Source organism: Bradyrhizobium sp. 187, from assembly GCF_023101005.1.
Lineage (GTDB): Bacteria > Pseudomonadota > Alphaproteobacteria > Rhizobiales > Xanthobacteraceae > Bradyrhizobium > Bradyrhizobium canariense_D.
Genome location: NZ_CP064693.1, coordinates 6,951,615 through 6,969,277, shown reverse-complemented (window position 1 = coordinate 6,969,277; position 17,663 = coordinate 6,951,615). Strand labels below are relative to the sequence as shown.

At 64.5% G+C, this 17,663-nt stretch carries 20 protein-coding genes; 10 read left to right on the top strand and 10 right to left on the bottom strand.

Annotation, left to right across the window (positions count from 1 at the left end; translation table 11 throughout):
* Positions 1-206: 206 nt before the first annotated feature.
* Entirely contained in the window at positions 207-1,820 is a 1,614-nt protein-coding gene (locus tag IVB19_RS33675) for an acyl-CoA synthetase (protein ID WP_018459443.1), read from the top strand.
* 10 nt (positions 1,821-1,830) lie between these two features.
* On the opposite strand, the gene IVB19_RS33670 is transcribed toward IVB19_RS33675, so the two are convergent.
* Positions 1,831-3,033 carry an MFS transporter gene (locus IVB19_RS33670; RefSeq protein WP_026233813.1) on the bottom strand — a complete coding sequence of 401 codons (1,203 nt, stop codon included), beginning with the start codon at positions 3,031-3,033 and terminating at the stop codon, positions 1,831-1,833.
* A 190-nt stretch (positions 3,034-3,223) separates the two neighbouring features.
* On the opposite strand from IVB19_RS33670, the gene IVB19_RS33665 reads away from it, so the two are divergent.
* The 3 genes from IVB19_RS33665 (at position 3,224) to IVB19_RS33655 (ending at position 6,161) form a co-directional block, all read left to right on the top strand.
* Positions 3,224-4,027 (top strand): MBL fold metallo-hydrolase, encoded by an 804-nt coding sequence (locus IVB19_RS33665; protein WP_247820782.1) that lies wholly within the window; start codon positions 3,224-3,226, stop codon positions 4,025-4,027.
* A 154-nt stretch (positions 4,028-4,181) separates the two neighbouring features.
* Positions 4,182-5,198, top strand: a complete 1,017-nt coding sequence (locus IVB19_RS33660) for an alpha/beta fold hydrolase (protein ID WP_018459446.1) — start codon at positions 4,182-4,184, stop codon at positions 5,196-5,198.
* A gap of 15 nt (positions 5,199-5,213) precedes the next feature.
* Entirely contained in the window at positions 5,214-6,161 is a 948-nt protein-coding gene (locus IVB19_RS33655) for a fatty acid desaturase (protein WP_018459447.1), read from the top strand.
* Between the two features lie 68 nt (positions 6,162-6,229).
* Here IVB19_RS33655 and IVB19_RS33650 read toward each other — a convergent pair whose 3' ends face one another.
* Together IVB19_RS33650 and IVB19_RS33645 are read right to left on the bottom strand one after the other, a co-directional pair.
* On the bottom strand, positions 6,230-6,463 hold the full coding sequence (locus IVB19_RS33650) for a hypothetical protein (RefSeq protein ID WP_018459448.1): 234 nt from the start codon (positions 6,461-6,463) through the stop codon (positions 6,230-6,232).
* A 99-nt stretch (positions 6,464-6,562) separates the two neighbouring features.
* Positions 6,563-7,582, bottom strand: coding sequence for a helix-turn-helix transcriptional regulator (locus tag IVB19_RS33645; RefSeq protein ID WP_085361649.1), 1,020 nt, complete (start codon positions 7,580-7,582; stop codon positions 6,563-6,565).
* A gap of 81 nt (positions 7,583-7,663) precedes the next feature.
* On the opposite strand from IVB19_RS33645, the gene IVB19_RS33640 reads away from it, so the two are divergent.
* Both IVB19_RS33640 and IVB19_RS33635 read left to right on the top strand, forming a co-directional pair.
* Complete coding sequence (locus IVB19_RS33640) at positions 7,664-8,308, top strand: glutathione S-transferase family protein (protein ID WP_026233814.1); 645 nt, start codon at positions 7,664-7,666, stop codon at positions 8,306-8,308.
* 17 nt (positions 8,309-8,325) lie between these two features.
* Positions 8,326-8,760, top strand: coding sequence for a DUF6157 family protein (locus IVB19_RS33635; protein ID WP_018459450.1), 435 nt, complete (start codon positions 8,326-8,328; stop codon positions 8,758-8,760).
* On the opposite strand, the gene IVB19_RS33630 is transcribed toward IVB19_RS33635, so the two are convergent.
* From IVB19_RS33630 to IVB19_RS33615, 4 genes are all read right to left on the bottom strand, one after another.
* Complete coding sequence (locus IVB19_RS33630) at positions 8,761-9,546, bottom strand: enoyl-CoA hydratase/isomerase family protein (protein WP_247820781.1); 786 nt, start codon at positions 9,544-9,546, stop codon at positions 8,761-8,763.
* A 31-nt stretch (positions 9,547-9,577) separates the two neighbouring features.
* Complete coding sequence (locus IVB19_RS33625) at positions 9,578-10,687, bottom strand: cyclic nucleotide-gated ion channel (RefSeq protein ID WP_026233815.1); 1,110 nt, start codon at positions 10,685-10,687, stop codon at positions 9,578-9,580.
* Positions 10,688-10,795: 108 nt separating this feature from the next.
* Positions 10,796-11,014 (bottom strand): hypothetical protein, encoded by a 219-nt coding sequence (locus IVB19_RS33620; protein ID WP_018459453.1) that lies wholly within the window; start codon positions 11,012-11,014, stop codon positions 10,796-10,798.
* A 122-nt stretch (positions 11,015-11,136) separates the two neighbouring features.
* Positions 11,137-12,582, bottom strand: coding sequence for a type 2 periplasmic-binding domain-containing protein (locus IVB19_RS33615; RefSeq protein WP_247820780.1), 1,446 nt, complete (start codon positions 12,580-12,582; stop codon positions 11,137-11,139).
* A gap of 401 nt (positions 12,583-12,983) precedes the next feature.
* Here IVB19_RS33615 and IVB19_RS33610 point away from each other — a divergent pair, with 401 nt between their 5' ends.
* Both IVB19_RS33610 and IVB19_RS33605 read left to right on the top strand, forming a co-directional pair.
* On the top strand, positions 12,984-13,331 hold the full coding sequence (locus IVB19_RS33610; RefSeq protein WP_018458457.1) for a DUF3307 domain-containing protein: 348 nt from the start codon (positions 12,984-12,986) through the stop codon (positions 13,329-13,331).
* A 307-nt stretch (positions 13,332-13,638) separates the two neighbouring features.
* A complete protein-coding gene (locus tag IVB19_RS33605) occupies positions 13,639-14,037 on the top strand; it encodes a hypothetical protein (RefSeq protein WP_247820779.1) in 399 nt (132 codons plus the stop codon).
* Positions 14,038-14,110: 73 nt separating this feature from the next.
* Here IVB19_RS33605 and IVB19_RS33600 read toward each other — a convergent pair whose 3' ends face one another.
* On the bottom strand, positions 14,111-14,440 hold the full coding sequence (locus IVB19_RS33600) for a YkgJ family cysteine cluster protein (RefSeq protein ID WP_018458459.1): 330 nt from the start codon (positions 14,438-14,440) through the stop codon (positions 14,111-14,113).
* 2 nt (positions 14,441-14,442) lie between these two features.
* Positions 14,443-15,141 (bottom strand): helix-turn-helix transcriptional regulator, encoded by a 699-nt coding sequence (locus tag IVB19_RS33595; RefSeq protein WP_007599649.1) that lies wholly within the window; start codon positions 15,139-15,141, stop codon positions 14,443-14,445.
* Between the two features lie 112 nt (positions 15,142-15,253).
* On the opposite strand from IVB19_RS33595, the gene IVB19_RS33590 reads away from it, so the two are divergent.
* Positions 15,254-15,559 (top strand): hypothetical protein, encoded by a 306-nt coding sequence (locus IVB19_RS33590; protein ID WP_247294194.1) that lies wholly within the window; start codon positions 15,254-15,256, stop codon positions 15,557-15,559.
* A 38-nt stretch (positions 15,560-15,597) separates the two neighbouring features.
* The gene (locus IVB19_RS33585; protein ID WP_018458461.1) at positions 15,598-16,326 is read left to right on the top strand and encodes a glutathione S-transferase family protein; all 729 of its coding nucleotides are present in this window, start codon (positions 15,598-15,600) and stop codon (positions 16,324-16,326) included.
* A 177-nt stretch (positions 16,327-16,503) separates the two neighbouring features.
* Here IVB19_RS33585 and IVB19_RS33580 read toward each other — a convergent pair whose 3' ends face one another.
* Positions 16,504-17,655: an ABC transporter substrate-binding protein gene (locus IVB19_RS33580; RefSeq protein ID WP_018458462.1), complete on the bottom strand. Its 1,152-nt coding sequence runs from the start codon at positions 17,653-17,655 to the stop codon at positions 16,504-16,506.
* Positions 17,656-17,663 lie beyond the last annotated feature (8 nt).

The following is a 17,663-nucleotide window of genomic DNA, read 5'->3' as shown; positions in this document are numbered from 1 at the left end:
CCCCAAACTCTATCGTTGGCGCACGAGGCTAGATTTGCCTCCCTCAAGCGTCAACTCTTGCGTAACGGCGCCGCGCTCGCTGGCTGATTTGACGCGGCCGGTTGCCCCGACTACGCTTTTGCAAAGAACAAGACGCGCGTGAATGCAATGGCCTGACCTGTGCTCAGGGCGGCACTCACGCAATGAGAAAATTCAGGGGAACGGAAATGACCGGCGACACCGCAGCGACCATCTCGAAGGCCCGCGAGCATTCCATCGGCGACCTCCTGCGCCGTGCGGCGGGTCGCGATCCGGGCAAGCTCGGGGTGAGCTGCGGCAATGTGAGCTGGACTTTTGCCGAGATGGACGCGATCTGCAATCGGCTCGGCCGTGGCCTGGTTGGCCTCGGCGTGAAAAAGGGGGACCGCCTCGCCGTGCTCTCGCGCAATTCGCATGCCTTTGCGGCGCTCCGGTTCGCGGTGGCCCGGATCGGTGCGGTGCTGGTGCCGATCAACTTCATGCTCAATCCGGACGAGATCAATTTCATCCTGAAGAGCTCCGGCGCAAAGCTGCTCGCGGCCGGCCCTGATTTCGTCGAGCCCGCGCGCGCGGCCAGCGCCAGGGATTGCGCGGTCGAGAAGATGATCTGGCTGCCGGGTGAGGATCCCGCCACCGCGCCCGCTAGCCTCACCACCTTCGACGATCTCCTCAGCTCCGACGGCTCGTATCTCGATGCGTCCGTCGACAGCCGCGATCTCGCGCAGATCGTCTATACCAGCGGCACGGAGTCGCTGCCCAAAGGCGCGATGCTGACCCATGACGCGGTGATGTGGCAGTATGTCAGCTGCATCATCGACGGCGGCATGAGCGTGGACGACAAATTCCTGCACGCGCTTCCGCTCTATCACTGCGCGCAGCTCGACGTGTTCCTGGGGCCGCAAATCTATCTCGGCGCCTCCGGTGTGATCACGGGCAAGCCTGCGGCCGACAATATTCTGACATTGATCCAGGCGCACAGGATCACATCGTTCTTTGCGCCGCCGACGATCTGGATCGCGATGCTGCGCTCGCCCAATTTCGACAAGACGGATTTGTCGACCTTGCAGAAGGGCTATTACGGCGCCTCGATCATGCCGGTGGAGGTGCTGCTCGAGCTCCAGCGCCGCCTGCCCAGCGTGAAGTTCTGGAATTTCTACGGCCAGACCGAGATCGCGCCGCTCGCGACCGTGCTGGGTCCTGCGGACCAACTGCGCAAGGCCGGCTCGGCGGGCAAGCCCGTGCTCAATGTCGAGACCCGCGTGGTCAACACTTCGATGGAGGATGTGAAGGTCGGCGAAGTCGGCGAGATCGTGCACCGCTCGCCGCATCTGCTCTCCGGCTATTACAACGATCCGGTCAAGACGGCGGCGGCGTTCTCCGGCGGCTGGTTTCACTCCGGCGATCTCGCCACCGTCGATGACGAGGGCCACATCACCGTGGTCGATCGCGTCAAGGACATGATCAAGACCGGTGGCGAGAACGTCGCGAGCCGCGAGGTCGAGGAGATGGTCTACCGCATCCCTGCCGTGTCGGAGGTTGCTGTGGTAGGCCTGCCCGATCCGCGCTGGATCGAGGCAGTGACTGCGATCGTCGTGGTCAAGAGCGGGGAGAAGCTCGACGAGGAGTCCGTCATCAAGCATTGCGCCGGCCAGATGGCGCATTTCAAGGTGCCCAAGCGCGTCATCTTCGTCGATGCCCTGCCCAAGAACCCGAGCGGCAAGCTGCTCAAGCGCGAGCTACGCCAGCGCTTCGTCGGCGGCGAGACGCTCGACAAGGCGATCCAGAAGAATTTTGGCACGTGAAGCTCGCGCCTCAATACTTCTTCACGTGGGCGCCGAACGCGAACCACAGCGCCATGGACGCGAGGCCGAAACCGCCGAGCAGCAGGAATGTCGGGCCGTAGCCGATCCATTGCGCGATCCAGCCGCCAAGCGCGGGGCTGAGGCTCGCGCCGACACCCTGCACGGTGATCACGGCACCCTGGCCGAGATTGATGCGGCCGGTGCCGTTGAGCGAGCGCGCGACCATGCCGGGGACGGCAACCGTCTGGAGTCCGGTGCCCAGGCCGTCGAGCACCTGCATCGGTACGACGCCCCACCATCCCGTGACGAAGAAGGCGAGCACGCCGCGGATGGGCAGGAACATGAAGGAGACAAGAATGATGGGCCAGTAGTTGCGCTTGCTCGCCGCCTTCATTGCGATCAGCGACGTGATGACCATGACGCCTTGTGCGATCACCACGATGGTCGCGACGAAGCTCGGGCCGTTGGCCTGGCCCTCGGCGACCGCCGCCAGGCCATAGAGCGGAACGATGGCGGCATTGCCGAGATGAAACAGCGCGAGCGCCAGTGCCAGCACCAGCAGCGCGCGGTGCTTGAGCAGCATCGTGAACGCGTCCGGCGCGCTGTCGGGATCGTCCTCCTTGCTGCCGCGCGCGGCGCGATCATCGATCGCCTTGGCCGGAATCATCATCACACAGGCGATCGCGATGGCGCCGAACACCGCCGCCAGCACGAACACCGAGACATAGCCGAACTTGTAACCGAGATAGCCCGACAGCGCGGCGCCGACCATGTTGCCGGCGTGGTTGAAGGCCTGGTTGCGGCCGTTGAGCGCGTTGAAGCCCTTCTGCTTGGCGATGCCGAGCGTGATGCCGGTGACCGCGGGCACGATCGCGGCGCTCGCCAGCGATTGTGCGATCTGCGAGAACGTCACCGCCCAGAAATTTTGCGAGATCAGGATGATCGCGGAGGCGAGCACCACGCAGATGCCGGGAATCACGACCCACATGCGCTTGTTGCGGCTGGCGTCGATGAAGCCGCCGATCGGCGTGGTGATCAGCATGCCCGCGACATTGCCGATCGTCATCGCGGTACCGATCAACCCGCTCGCCCAGCCGCGCTCCTGGAGGAAGACGCCGACGAAAGGGCCGATGCCCGACTGCATGTCGGCCATGAAGAAGTTGAGAGCGAACAGGGGCCAGATACGAGACGAGGAGGGGGACCGCGATGTCATCGATACCAAAACGTCGTCTCAGCCGGAATACGGCGGGTGGGACATAATCCTTTCAGCCAATCGTTCTGGCGCGGACGAGGCATTAACGAGTGCTGATCGGGTTGGTTCCAGCCCTTGCCCGGAGGCGGGCCTTGCAGTTACGGCCAGCAATTCCTTATTGACGTTGGATTGTCTCTGTTGGGAGTACGGCATGCCTCTCTGGACCTGCGAAACCTGCGGCGCGCAATTCCCGGATGGCGAAAATCCGCCCGCGGCCTGTCAGATTTGCGAGGACGAGCGGCAATACGTCGGTTGGAAGGGCCAGACTTTCTTCACGCGCGAGGCGCTCTCGGAACGTCACTGCCTGGCCTGGCGCGACGATCTCGGCTTGACCGGCATCGCGCTCGAGCCAAGTTTTGCGATCGGCCAGCGGGCGCTGCTGGTGCCGCTCGCGGACGGCTGGCTGATGTGGGACTGCGTACCGCTGGCGACGCCGGAGGCGATCGCGCATATGCGGTCGCTCGGCGGGTTGAAGGCGATCGCGATCTCGCATCCGCATTACTATGGCGCGCTCGCCGACTGGAGCGAGGCGTTCGGCGGGGTGCCGGTCTATTTGCACGCCGATGATCGCCAATGGGTGACGCGTCCGCATGCGTCGATCGTGCACTGGACCGGCGAAAACCATCGCATCTCCGACGATGTGCTGCTCCTGCGCACCGGTGGTCACTTCGCCGGCGCCACCATGCTGCACCATGCGAGGGGTGCGGACGGCAGGGGCGCGCTGCTCACCGGCGATATCGCGCAGGTCACGATGGATCGCCGCTTCGTCAGCTTCATGTACTCATATCCGAACTACATGCCACTCAATGCCGCCGCAGTGCGACGGATTGCGGCTGCCGTCGAGCCGCTGGCCTTCGATCGCATCTACGGCGCCTGGTGGGACCGCAACATCGCCGCAGGCGCCAAGGCCGCCTTCGCGGCCTCTGTCGCGCGCTACCTGGCCGCCATCGCCTGAGCCGGCTCGCGACGGGATTTATCTTGCTGATCCACAATAAATGGACTATAAGTACAGTTATTAAGCGTTACGCGACGATGCGTCTGCGGGACCGGCATGATCGATGCATCGCTGTTTCCGCGGCGCGCTCGCCGCGTGAGCGGGAGTTCGGTCCATGACGGCAGGGCGCGACTACGAGATCTTCGAGGCCGGCGACGTCACGCTCCGGTCCGGGGCCGTCGTCCCTTCGCTCAAGCTCGCCTACAAGACCTACGGCACGCTCGGTCCGGACAAGGACAATGTCATTCTCTATCCGACCTCGTTCAGCGCGCAGCACACCGACACCGAGTGGCTGATCGGCCCCGACGGCGTGCTCGACCCCACGCGCTACTTCATCGTGATTCCGAACCTGTTCGGCAACGGCCTGTCGTCCTCGCCGTCGAATACCGCCGCGCCGTTCCCGATCGTGAGCTATCACGATGCCATCGCGGTCCAGCATCGGCTGCTCACCGAGCGGTTCGGCATCTCGAAGCTAGCCTTGGTCTATGGCTGGTCGATGGGCGGCATGCAGGCCTATCACTGGGCGGCGCTGCATCCCGATATGGTCGAACGGGCGGCCGTCGTCTGCGGCAGTGCCCGTTGTGCGCCCTATAATTACGTCTTCCTGGAAAGTGTGAAGGCCGCGCTGACCGCCGATCCCGCCTTCCGTGACGGCCGCTTCGCCGAGAAGCCCGTCGCAGGCTATCGCGCCATGGGGCGAGTCTACGCGGGTTGGGCGATGTCGCACGGTTTCTATCGCGACGAGATCTGGCGCGAAGCAGGCTTCACCTCGTTGGACGACTATCTCGTCCGCACATGGGACGCGGCGTTTGCCCGGCGCGATGCCAACGATCTCCTGGCTCAGATCGGGATCTGGCAGAACGGAGATATCAGTCGCTGCGCCACATTCAACGGCGATTTCGATCGCGCGCTCGGTGCGATCACGGCCCACATGCTGCTGATGCCCGGTGCGACCGACCGCTATTTCGACGTCCGCGACAACGAGGACGAACTCGGCCGGCTGGTCAATGCGCGCTCTGCGGTGCTGCATCCGATCCCGTCGCTGCACGGCCATCGCGCCGGCAACCCCATCAACAATCCGCGCGATCGGGCCTTCATCAAGGCCGAGATCGCGGAGCTTCTCGGCAAGTAGGGCAGGCATCCGATCATGAGCGACGCAACCGTTTCAGACTCCGGCCATCGGCTGAAGCCGTTGGCGCCGGCGATGCTGCGTGAACTGTCGGTGCGGTCCAACCTCAGGGGCGCCGTGCAGAGCCTCGGCCATTACGGCATGGTCGTACTGGTCGGCGCGCTGATCTGGCGGGTCTCGACGACCTGGGGTATCCTTTGGGCGTTGCCGCTGATGGCGGTGCAGGGCTATCTCGTCGCCTTCCTGTTCATGGCCGTGCACGAGACCGCGCACAAGACCGCGTTCAAAAGTCGCGGTCTCAACCTCGTGGTCGGCTATCTCTCGGGCTTCATCATCGGCTTGCCCTACGAATATTATTGCCTGTTTCACTGGGACCATCACCGCTACACCCAAGACCCCGAGAGGGACCCGGAGCTCGTCGTCGGCGTGAAGCCGAAATCCGACACGCAGCTCGCGCTCGCCTATAGCGGCGTGCTTCAGGTCGCCGGCCGCCTGTGGCTGATGCTCGGCCATGCCGTCACCGGCAAGGTCGTCGTGCCATGGATCCCCGAGAACAGGCGCGCCATCATCGTCACCGAGGCGCGCGCCTATGTCGCGCTCTATGCGCTGCTGCTCGTGCTGTCGTTGTGGTTCTCGTCGGCGCTGCTGCTCTGGGTCTGGATCGTGCCGTTGATCATTGGGCAGTTCTTCCTGCGTCCCTATCTCTACGCCGAGCACACCGGCTGCGAGCGTACCCGCAGCGCATTCCAGAACACCCGCACCACCTACACCGGCGCGATCGTCAAATGGATCGCGTGGAACATGCCCTACCATGTCGAGCATCACGCCTATCCCTCGATCCCGTTCCACGCACTGCCGAAGCTGAACGGGATCGTCGACGGCGAAATCGTCCATCGTGGCCGCGGCTACATCCGGACGACGCGCGAGACCTGGGCCTGGTTTCGGCGACATAGACAGGCCGGCTAGCGGAAGAAAAATCGACGCGCAAAGCCCCGATCGCGGTGCGATCGGGGCTTTGTCGTGAATGCGGGATATCAGTAGATCCCGTATGCGCAGACGTTCACGACGCGGACGCGCAGGCCGTGGCGGGTCTGGACGACGCGCTCCTGATAGCAATTGTTGACGCCGCTGTTGACGTAGACCCCGCCAAAGCCCCAGCCGTGACCCCAGTGATGGTGGAAGCCGTGGGCCGACGCGGCGGTGGGGGCGAGAGCGGCAACGCCGAGCGAGCCGGCGGCGATCAGACCAAGTGCAAGCTTACGAAACATTTTCATTCTCCAGTTTGGCGTAAGGGCCGTTGTTGTGTCCCTGCATCTCGGTCGAGCCGAAACGCGAATGCGTTCATGCAGCGCGGGGAGAATCGTGTTTCAGGAGTGTTTCGTCGGTCGCGGCGCGTCGCGCCGCCGTCCTGTTTTCCGCGCCGCGCGATAGCGCACAGCCATCGCCTCTGTCAGCTCGGCCATCTTCTCGCGCAGGTCGGCCGGCTCCAGCACTTCGGCCTCGGGCCCGAGCCGCAACAATTCGGCGGCGGCATGCCATGACGTCTTGCCGGTCGGCACTCTGGCAATGCGCCAGCCGTCCGCATCCGCGGTCTCTTCGAGCTGCGTACGCGCCCTGACGTAAGGCTGGCTCAGGGCATCGAGCAGTTTCACGCCGAAGGGCGACAGCCGAACGATCGCGACATTGGGATGCATCTCGGCCTCAAGACGCAGCGTTGCATCCCGCCAATAGCCGGCGAGATCGAAACCGGCGGGCCGCTCACACCGATCGTCGAGCGCGGTGCAGTCGAGCACGCGCGCGACGCGATAGGTCCGCACGCTGCCGTCGACCAGACCTGCGAGATACCAGCTGCCCCCTTTCAGCACGAGACCGAGCGGCGCGACGCGACGCTGCTTCTCGGCGCGCCAGCTCTGGTAGCGGATCTTGATCAGTGTCCCGCGCAGGGTCGCGGCGGCGATCGTGCGCAGATGCTTCGGTTCTTCCGCCTCGCCGAACCAGCCCGGCGCGTCGAGGTGAAAGCGCTCCTGCATCCGTCCGGCGTCTTCGCGCAAATTGGCGGGCAGCGCGGCCATCAGCTTGTTCTGTGCGGCGATCATCGCCGCATCCAGCCCGAACGCCGCCGCTGGGCCCGGCAATCCCCCCAGAAACAGCGCTTCCGCCTCGCTCTGCGACAGACCGTTCAGCCGCACGCGATAGCCGTCGAGCAGGCGATAGCCGCCCTCCGCCCCGCGGTCGGCATAGACGGGGACGCCGGACGCCGCGAGCGCGTCGATGTCGCGGTAGATCGTGCGCACCGAGACTTCGCAGGCCTGCGCGAGCTCGGGCGCGGTGACCTGCCCCTTGGCCTGGAGGGTGGTGAGGATCGACAGCATCCGGCTCGCGCGCATGATTCCTTAAACCATACCTGACACAGGATGTCAGGTATGGTCCGCTACAACGCCATCGCCAGCCGGCAGATGGAGACCGCCATGACTGATCCGAACCGCATCACGCTGTATTATTCGCCGCAAACCCGGGCCACCGGCACGCGGGTGCTGCTGGAGGAACTGGGAGCGCCTTATGATCTTCGTGTCCTCAACATGAAGGCCGGCGAGCAGCGCCAGCCGGCCTATCTCGCCATCAACCCGCTCGGCAAGGTGCCGGCGATCCACCACCGCAACGCGCTGGTGACCGAGCAGGTCGCGATCACCATCTATCTAGCCGATTTGTTTCCGCAGGCGGGGCTGACACCCGCGCTGAACGATCCGCTGCGCGGCCCGTATCTGCGCTGGATCGCCTATTACGGCGCCTCGTTCGAGCCGGCCCTGATCGACAAGTTCATGCAGCGCGAGCCGGCACCGATCACGCAATCGCCGTATGCCGACTATGACATCATGCTCGGCGCGCTCGAGGCGCAGCTGTCGAAGGGCCCGTATCTGCTCGGCGAGCGCATGACGGGCGCCGACGTGCTGTGGGGCGTCGCGTTCAGCTGGACCATGATGTTCGGCATTGTGCCGAAAAAGGACGTGTTCGTCCGCTATGCCGAACGCATGACCTCGCGGCCCGCGTTCCAGCGCATCAACGCAGCGGACGCTGAGATGGCGGCGCAGCATGCTGCGGCGGCTGGCGGTTGAATGAACCGGGGTTGCAGATGACGAAGCCGGTGCACACGACCAACTGCTTCAACACCTTCATCCAGGTTGCTGAAGATTGTCCTGCGCGTACCGGCGAAGAGCCGCCGCTGCGCGCGGGAAAGCCGACGGTGGCGTGCCTGCAATACGGGATGATCGCCAAGGCGCCTTACAAATACACGTCCGACGACGTGATCTTCGCGACCTCTGCGTCGGGACGCGAACTCGCCGTGAAGGCGACGAAAACGGAGAAGCAGGCGGCCCGCGAAGCGTTCTTCTCCCGAGGGCAGGCGTGCATGAGGGCGTCGAGCCTGGGCAAGCGCTTCGGCTGGGGCGTTCATGCCGATAGCAAGGGCCGGATCGCGATCTATCCCATCGAGAGCAAACACTACAAGGCGCTTGCCCGCGATCCCAGGCTCACGCAGGTGCGCGCGATGCGGTCGAAGCGGGCTTGATCAGAATTTCGGCGGTCGCTTCTCCGCGAACGCCTTGATGCCTTCCTTGATCTCGTCGCCGCGCATGCTGTCGCGGTGACGCTGATCGGCGGCTTGCGCGTCCAATTCGCCGCGGGCGAATTCGTTGATGGCGCGCTTCATGCCGCGCATCGCCTGCGGCGCGTTGCCGGCGAGGATCGCAGCGAGCCTGTCGACCTCCTCGTCCAGAAGCTCCAACGCCACCATGTCGGTGAGATAGCCGATCCGCAGCATCTCCGGCGCGCTGATCTTTTGCGCGGTCAGGAACAGTTTTTTTGCATTGTCGACGCCGAGCCGCGTCACGTAACGCTTGATGCCGCTGCTGTAGTAATGCAGCCCGAGCCGTGCCGCGGGCATGAACATCTCGGCGGTATCGACGCCGATGCGGAAGTCGCAGGCAAGCGCGAGGTCGGTCGCGCCGCCATAGACGCCGCCGTTGAGCCGGCAGATCGTGGGGACGCCGAGATCCTCCAGCCGGTTGACGACCACCTCGAACGCCGATCCCGCGCTCTGCTGCTCGTTCGCACTGACCGCGCGCTCGGCAACGGAATTGAGGTCATAGCCGGCGGAGAAGGCGCGCCCCGTGCCGGTCAGCACCAGCACGCGGATAGCAGGATCGGCCTCGACCCGGTCGAACAGTTTGACCAGTTCGCCGAGATCCTCGGCCTGGAGCCGGTTGAGATGTTTGGGCCGGTTGAGGCGGATGGTGGCGCGTGCGCCAACGAGTTCGAGCACCGGGCCAGTGGCTGCGTCGGCTGTGTCCGACATTCTTGTCTCCATTTATTTTGCTTGTCGCCATTTATTTGTTTTCGAGCGTGCGCCGCTTCGCCTCGGCATCGATGGTCTCGGCGAGATCGGGATGCCGCGCCATCAGCACGCGGAAGTCGACGAGGTCGAGCACAAGAAGCCGCGACACCTTGGTGGTCGAGACGTTGGCGCCGCGCAAATTGTTGCCGAGCAAGGCCATCTCGCCGAAGAAGGCGCCATCGCCGAGCCGCACCTTCTTGCCGGGCAGGTCGACCTCGACCTCGCCGGCGGCGATGAAATACATGCAGTCGCCCTGCGCACCCTTGCGGATGATCATGGTGCGCGCCGGCAGCTCCATGGTGCGCAGCATGTGGGTGACGTCGGCGATGGCGGCCGGTCCAAGCGCTGCAAAGAACGGCACCTTGCTGACGGATTCCCAGGTCTTGAGGAAATTGTCGCGCCGGGTCTCCGCGGCAAAGCCGGTCGCCAAAATACCGGTCCAGAGGCCGAACACACCGAGGCCGGAGATCATCACCAGCGCCGCCACCATGCGGCCCAGCGGCGTCACCGGCACCACGTCGCCATAGCCCGTCGTCGTCAGGGTTGCGACGGCCCACCACAGCGCGGCCGGCACGCTGCCGAACGTCTGCGGCTGCACGTCCCGCTCCAGGAAATATTCGGCAACCGAGGCCAGGAAGACCACCATCAGGAAGATCACGAGCACGCTGACCAGCGGCCCCGATTCCAGCACCAGCACGCGGCGGAGCTGCCGCAGGCCGGGAATGCCCGGCACCACCTTCAGCACCCAGAGCACGCTGAGCAGCCACGCCGTCCTGGGCTCGATCCCGAGAATCAGCGCGGCCGGCACGGCCAACGCACCGACCGCGTCGACCAGCCCGGCGGAGGAGGACATGTAGAGTGCAAGGCGCCCCTGTCGCGTCATATGGCGCAGCCGGACCACCCATTCGTATACGAAGTACACGAGACAGGTCCAAAGCAGGGCGTCGACCCAGCGATGTGCCGTCTCATAGGCCGGGTTGACCGTCAGGAGCACCATGGCAAGCACGCCGACGGCGACGGCCACATAGGCCGCCCTGGTCATGTTGCGGCCGGCCGTGGCGGCCGCGAACTGGGCCAGAGCGGAGATCAGCGGCTTGGACATGCGAGCAGGCGGCTCAGTTTCGTCTTTGCGGTCCCCGGCTGGAACCTCGCTGCCAAAGTGCCTGCCCGGCTCGAGGCCGTCAACGACGGTCCGCCGGACCACGCGCCGCTACTTGAAATGCGGCGGTTCGTCGTAGCCGCGACGGCTGCTGAAGAACAGCAGCACCATCAAGCCGATGCCGACAAGAACGGAAAAACCGGCCCCCAACGCCAGCGCCACGTAGCCTTCCGTCGGGATCGGCTCGCCCTCGACCGCCATCGCGGAATAAACGAAATAGCCAACCGCGGCCAACATTCCCAGCAGGAAGATGATGAGGAGTGCACGCATGGCGCGGTCTCCGGTTGATCCGAGAACAAACGGTTGTGGACAGGGACGGTTCCCGGCCTAGGGCCCCCGGTCGCTCGAAGACGTGCCGGCAAGGCGTCGCCGTAGGTCCTCAAATTGATGGGTCAGGCACTCTGAGCTGTCTTCACCACCACGACATTGCTCTCGTCGTGCTGGGAAGGGGCCACATCCTGAGCGGCCTTCTCGCCCGCGCCCGCATGGCGCTTGAGATAGTCGCGGCGCATGCCGATCTCGTCGCGGACGAATTCGTAGCCGAGCTTGAAGGTGTCGAGCCCGTCGGTACTGATCGTGCCGTCTCTGAGGCCGATGACGGCGCCGCGTAAAATGCCTTCCAGCTCGTCCTGGAGACATTCGAGCTGGTCGAGCGAATGCGCATGTTCGATCCGCTCGCCGATGTCGAGGATGGCGGTGGCCAGCTCGCTGGCCTTCTCCGGCGCGATCCGGGTGATCTTGGCGTAGATCGCGGCGAAGATCGAGCCGATGACGCTGAGCGCGGCAGCGCCGAGATACATCAGGTCGCTGTACTTATCCATGAACGACTTGGTGTCGTCGTTGATGTAGTCGGCCGCCCCTTGATGCGCCATCACGAAGGCGTCCTTCTCGACGGAGGCGGGCTCGATCCTAGTGGCAAAGCCGCTGTCGAGCCCGAGCGCGGACTTGTTCTCGTAGACGGTGCGCGCGAGCTCCCCGGCCGCCGTCGGCGACATCCTGGATTGGGCGACCAGCAACCATTCGAGCCCGATCGTGTCGAGATCGTCGCCGGGAATTTCCGGCGATGCAGACAGCGTGCCCGCCGTCAGCATCTCGCTGGAAATGCCGGGGATCTTGCGCGCCAGCGCTTTCGCCTCGTCGATCGCGTTCAGCGTGAAGCCGCCGCGCCTGGCGACCTGCTCATACGCCTTGTCCCGCACCGCCCGCGAGGCGTGGACGATGGCGACGACTGCGCCAAAGCCGCTCGCCGGCGCGAACAGCTTGTCGAGTGTAGCGCCCTGTGGCGCCATCCGGATCCTCCCCGCGTCCGCACCCTCCGGAACGTCGAGGATACCGCGGACGAAGACGAGCGCGGAGTCGTTGTCGGCGACGACGGCGACCTTCTTCTTCTTCAGCTCGGCGAGCGACTTGATCTTCTTGTTTCCGGGCCCGAGCAGCAGCACGATATCGTGCTCGAGGATCGCGAGCGTGCGTGCCCGCAGCGGCACCTTGGCGTCGGTGCGCAGCACCGCGAGGTCGGCCTGCTTGCGATCGAACTGGGCGATCGCCTTGGCGTTGTCGGCGTTGTTGACGATCTTGATCCGGAAGCGCGAGGCGTTGTTCTTCAGGACGGCGGCGAGCTTGGCTGCGAACAGCGCCTCGTCGCTGTTGGGGGCGCCGACCGCAAAGGTCAGCGTCTCCGAATTGTGCACCAGCATGCGGCCGCCCCAGACGGTGGCAAGCGACAACAGCAGGGTCAGCACGACGTAGAGGAAGACCTGCTGCTGATTGGTCTTGATCACCTTGGGTCGCCGGGGCGGTGGCTCGATCGGCGATGAGGTCGGGCCCTCAGTACTCATGGCAGCACTCTGGCCTTATGCTTCCGGTGGCGGGCGGCTTGCGGATGTGATCGCTGCGGTCGCCCTGTAATTCGTAAACGTCTGAAAAAAGAACGATATTCTCTACTGACGATGGTAGCGCGCAGGCCGCGGAATGCAAATTCCGAGCCGAAGGTAACCTTACTCAACTCGGCCCCGGCGATTGGTCATCCTATCACCAGTTAGCCACAGTTGGCGATTTTCCGGTTCCCCCCGGCTGCATTCCGCCGCGGGAGGTGTCATAAATCGCAAGTCCCGGCGATTTGACCGGTCCAGGAAGAGATTGCGCTGAACGCTCCAATTCTTCTTGTCACGTCAACGAGGGCGCCTTGTCGTTTCCACCTCTGTCATCGGCGGTTCCGGTCGAAGCCCTCATTGGTTGGATGTTGCTGCTGACGTTCAAGCACATCATCGCCGATTTCGTCCTCCAGACCGCCTGGATGGCGCACGGCAAGGACCAGAAGCACGGCTGGGCCCTGCCGCTCCTGGTGCACTGCCTGGTTCACCTTGCGGTTGCGCTGCCGCTGATCCTGATCGTGGCGCCGAAATTCTGGTTTGTGGCGCTGATCGACTTCGTCATCCACATCACGATCGACCGCGCCAAGGGCCTCGTCTCAGCCAATTTCGGTGTCGATCTTGCGCATCCCTGGTTCTGGACCCTGATCGGTGTCGACCAGGCCCTGCACCATCTGACTGGCTTCGGCCTCTCCATCTTCATGGCGGCGAACTGACCGCTGGCGGCCTCGGCGCGTAGGTGGTCGTCCATCGGCATCCACAAGAGGTCGTCATGCCCGGGCTTGTCCCGGGCATCCACGTTCTTCGCGCCTCTCGGCTTTCCGTGGATGGCCGGGACAAGCCCGGCCATGACGCGTGGAGGCGTTCGCGCCTGACTCATCGGCTCAGATAGCGCGGCTGGATCCCCGCCCAGCCCATTGATTCGCGGCCCACGCGCAAGGACCCCCGGGTGACTACCGGGCAGCGTGGTTAACCTTTCATTAGAGAATTGCACTGCATCTTCCCAGACGAGGGAGAACTGCAATGTTTTCAAGCCGCGATACCTTTGAAGGCGATTCCTGCCCGGTCCGCGACGAACTCCTTGGCGAGATGTACCGCGCCAGCGAGAGTGGCCTGCCGAAGCTGGTTGAAAGTGTTTCCCCTGACGCGCGCGCCAGGCTGGCGCTGTTCTGCTATCGGCGCAGCCATCTGCACTCGCTGGCGGTCGCGATCGCTGGCAGCTGTAACGAGCGCGACCTGATCGAGAACGGCGGCCGTGTCGGTTCGACGCTCTACGCGCTTGCGCGCGAAGGCGCGGCGAAATCCTCGCCGTCGCTGTCGGGTGGCCGCAAGCCGATCACGCTGTCGACCAAGCCGCTCTCGGTGCTCGCGCCGCTGGACGACGAGATCGACGACGAGATCGGCGAAGCCGTCCCGGCCTAAAGCACGATCGATCGCGCTCTAGCTCTCTATTGGCGTATGATCTCGGCGGAAAACCGCTGCACACTTTTCCGGATCATGCGCCGGCGGCCTCTATCACCGGCAGCCCGAATTTCCGTCGCGCCATCGCGCATTCGGCATCGCCCGGCATGCAGGTGCGGCACACGTCCGGCCGCACTGCATAGATGCCGCACGCGGTCGCTTTTCCAATGTTCCCCTGCAACGCCGAACAGCGATCGCCTTCGCAGCGCATGCCGGATTGACGGTCGTTGACGAGCGCTTCGGGAATCGCGGCAAGCTCCTCGTCGCTCTCGATCGAGAAGCGCGGCCAGTTCGCCGAATAGCCGCAGCAGGCGCCGCAACTCTGGCAACAGCTCGACAGGTCGATCGGGGCGTTCTCATCCATCGTCACGTGTCCTTTGGCGGGCCCCAGACCAGGCTCTGGCGCCATTTCGCGCGCAGCACGTCGCGCCTTTCAGGATATCTCTCGTCGGGATAGCTCGCGTCGACCACGCGGTCGGTGCGGAAGCTGCGGAAGTCGCCGCGCAGCTCGCACCAGGCCGCGAGCAGGCGCACGGCTTCGAGATAGCCGATCGAAATCGGCCAGATCATGCGCTCGCTGGCGCGGCCCTGCTCGTCGCGATAGCGCAGCATGATCTTCTTGCCTTCGTGGATCTGGGTGCGCGTGCGAGCCATGTCCAAGCGGTCCGGCTCCCTGTTCCAGCTCGGTCGGGCCCGGCTTGCCGGCTCCAGCACGAACGGACGCAGGCGCTCAGGGACAGTGTCGGCGATCTTGGCCATCAGATCTTCAGCCGCACGCGCCAGCGCGGGATCGGCATGGCCGGCGACCCATTGCGCGCCCAGCACCGCCGCCTCGATTTCGTCGGGTGTCAGCATCAAAGGCGGCAGGTCAAAACCCTTTTCCAGGATGTAGCCCATGCCGGCTTCACCACGGATCGGCACGCGCTGGCCGATCAGCGTGGCGATGTCGCGATAGATCGTGCGCTTCGAGGTCTCGAGCTCGGCCGCGATGGCGTCCGCCGTCAGCGGCTTACGCGTGCGCCTCAGCACCTGGATGATTTGAAACAGCCGGTCGGCGCGTCTCATGACGGATCTCTTGTCGGTGGTTTTTCAGAAGGCGGCGCGCGGCTGCTGACAGGATGTTGGCAGCAGGGGAGTTCTATACCGGGACAACACGTCGACTGAAGAGGATTTGTCCATGATCATTCCAACTCATTTCGGCCCGGCCGCTGCGCTATGGCGGACCCCGCCTTTACAGGTCCAGCCTTTGCAAGTCCCGCGTTTGCAAGCCCGAGCTTGGTACGCATGGGCGTTCGGCCGCCTCGTATCCCTTGATCTCATGGTCCTCGACCTCCGCCTTGCGCTCGCGACCATGGTGGCTCGCTTCCTGGTGCAGGCCGCGGACGCGCTGGTCCGTCATGTCATGGCCCGCGCCTGGCGGGGGGCCCGTTTCGCAGAAGATATCACGGCTGCTGCCACCATGGTGGCAGCAGCCCGCGGTTAAGTTCCCTCAACTCTTTCGGTCGTTTCAGGAGAGCCTTCATGATCACGCTTTACGGCTTTGGCGCCGGCTTCGGCCTGCCGGAAATCAGCCCCTTCGTCACCAAGACGGAGGTGCAGCTCAAGATGGCGGGATTGCCCTACCGGAAGGAGCGGGCGATGCCACCCGCATCACCCAAGGGGCAGCTGCCCTTCATCGACGATGGCGGCGAGGCGGTGGCCGATTCCACTTTCATCCGCGCCCATATCGAGCGCCGCTACGGCTTCGATTTCGACGCCGGTCTGTCGCTCGTCGAGCGCGCGCAGGCCTGGGCATTCGAACGCATGATCGAGCATCACGTTTATTTTGCGCTGGTCGGGGCGCGCTGGGTCGATCCGGTCAACTTCGCCAAGGGGCCTGCGCATTTCTTCGACGGCGCGCCGGAGCACAATCGCGAGAAGTTGCGCGAGGACGCGCAATTCCGTGTCGCCGAGAACTACCTGCTCTCCGGACTCGGCCGCCACGCGCCCGATGACGACGTCGATCTCGCCGTGCGCTCGCTGTTTGCGCTCTCGGTGCAGCTCGGCGACAAGTCCTATCTGATGGGCAACAAGCCCTGCGGCGTCGATGCCACCGCCTTCGGTGCACTCGCCGGGATCCTGACGCCGTTCTTCGAATCCGCACTGCGCCGTCGCGCCGAAGGATTTCCGAACCTCACCGCTTATGTCGACCGGATGATGGACAGTTACTATCCGGAGTTCGCCTGGACCCCGCTGCGGCAGGCGGCTTGAGGCCTGGAATGAGACTCATCTAGCGCCCCGAGAAAGGTGTGTCCCCTCCCCCACAAGGGAGGAGGGAACTCAGAGAGCGGTGCTGTTGTTCAAACGCGATCCGGCATTACGCTCGCTGCAAACAAAAAGAGCCGGCCCATCGGGCCGGCTCTCGTCGTCTCAATCCTGCCGCTGCGTCTATTTCACCAGCGTGTACTTGCCGTTCTTCACCGTGAGCAGGATGCGCGAGCGCTCGTCGAGGCCGTAGCGATCCTTTTCGGTGAAATTGTAGACGCCTTGGCTCGCCGCAAGCTCCTTCTCCGACAGCAGCGCCTGGCGAATCGCCTCGCGGAATTCCGGCGTGCCTGGCTTCGCCGTCTTGAGTGCCGCCGGGATGATGCGCTTGAGAATCTCGAAGGCGTCGTAAGAGTGACCGGCGAACTGGCTGCGGCTGTTCGGGCCGTACTTGGCTTCATAGGCCGAGTTGAGCGCGAGGCCCGGCTTCTTGGTGGCGGCTTCGTCCGGCTGGTCCTCGGGATCCATGACGGGACCAGAGGCCATCAGCACGCCTTCCGCAGCTTTGCCGGCGATACGGATGAAGTCCATACTGGCGGCGCCATGGGTCTGGTAGATCAGGCCCTGATAGCCACGCTCGCGTAGCTCGGTCTGCGGCAGCGCGGCCGCGGTGCCGGAAGCGCCGACCAGAATGGCATCGGGATTCGCCGCCACGAGCTTCAGCACCTGTCCGGTCACCGACGTGTCGGGGCGAGCGAAGCGCTCCTCGTCGGCGATGGTTATGCCCATCGGCACGGCCTGCGCCTTCAAATCGTTGAACCAGAGGTCGCCATAGGAGTCGGAATAGCCGATATAACCGACGGTCTTCACACCCTTCGACTTCATGTGGTCGTACAGCACCTTGCCCACGATCGGGATCGGCTGCGGCATCGCCACCGACCACTTCATGCGCTCCGGCGTAATCGGGAACGGCGCCAGGCCGAAATGCGGAATGCCGGCTTCGTTGGCGACGTTGGACACCGCGATGGTCGGCGGCGTCAGCGCCGAGCCCATGATGATGTCGGCCTTGGATTCGGTCACGAAGCGGCGGGCGTTGGTGGTCGCGGTGGTCGGATCGCCGCCGTCGTCGAGTACGATCACCTTCAGCGGCACGCCGCCGATCTCCTTCGGCACGAACTCCAGCGCATTGCGCTCGGGAATGCCCAGCGCTGCGCCCGGGCCGGTCGTGGTGGTGGTGATGCCGATGGTGACCTCGGCGGTCTGAGCCCGCGCGGGCACGGCCGGCAGCGCAAGCGCAGCCGCGGTGACGGCGGCGGTCAGGTAAAAGCGTTTCATCTATTCCT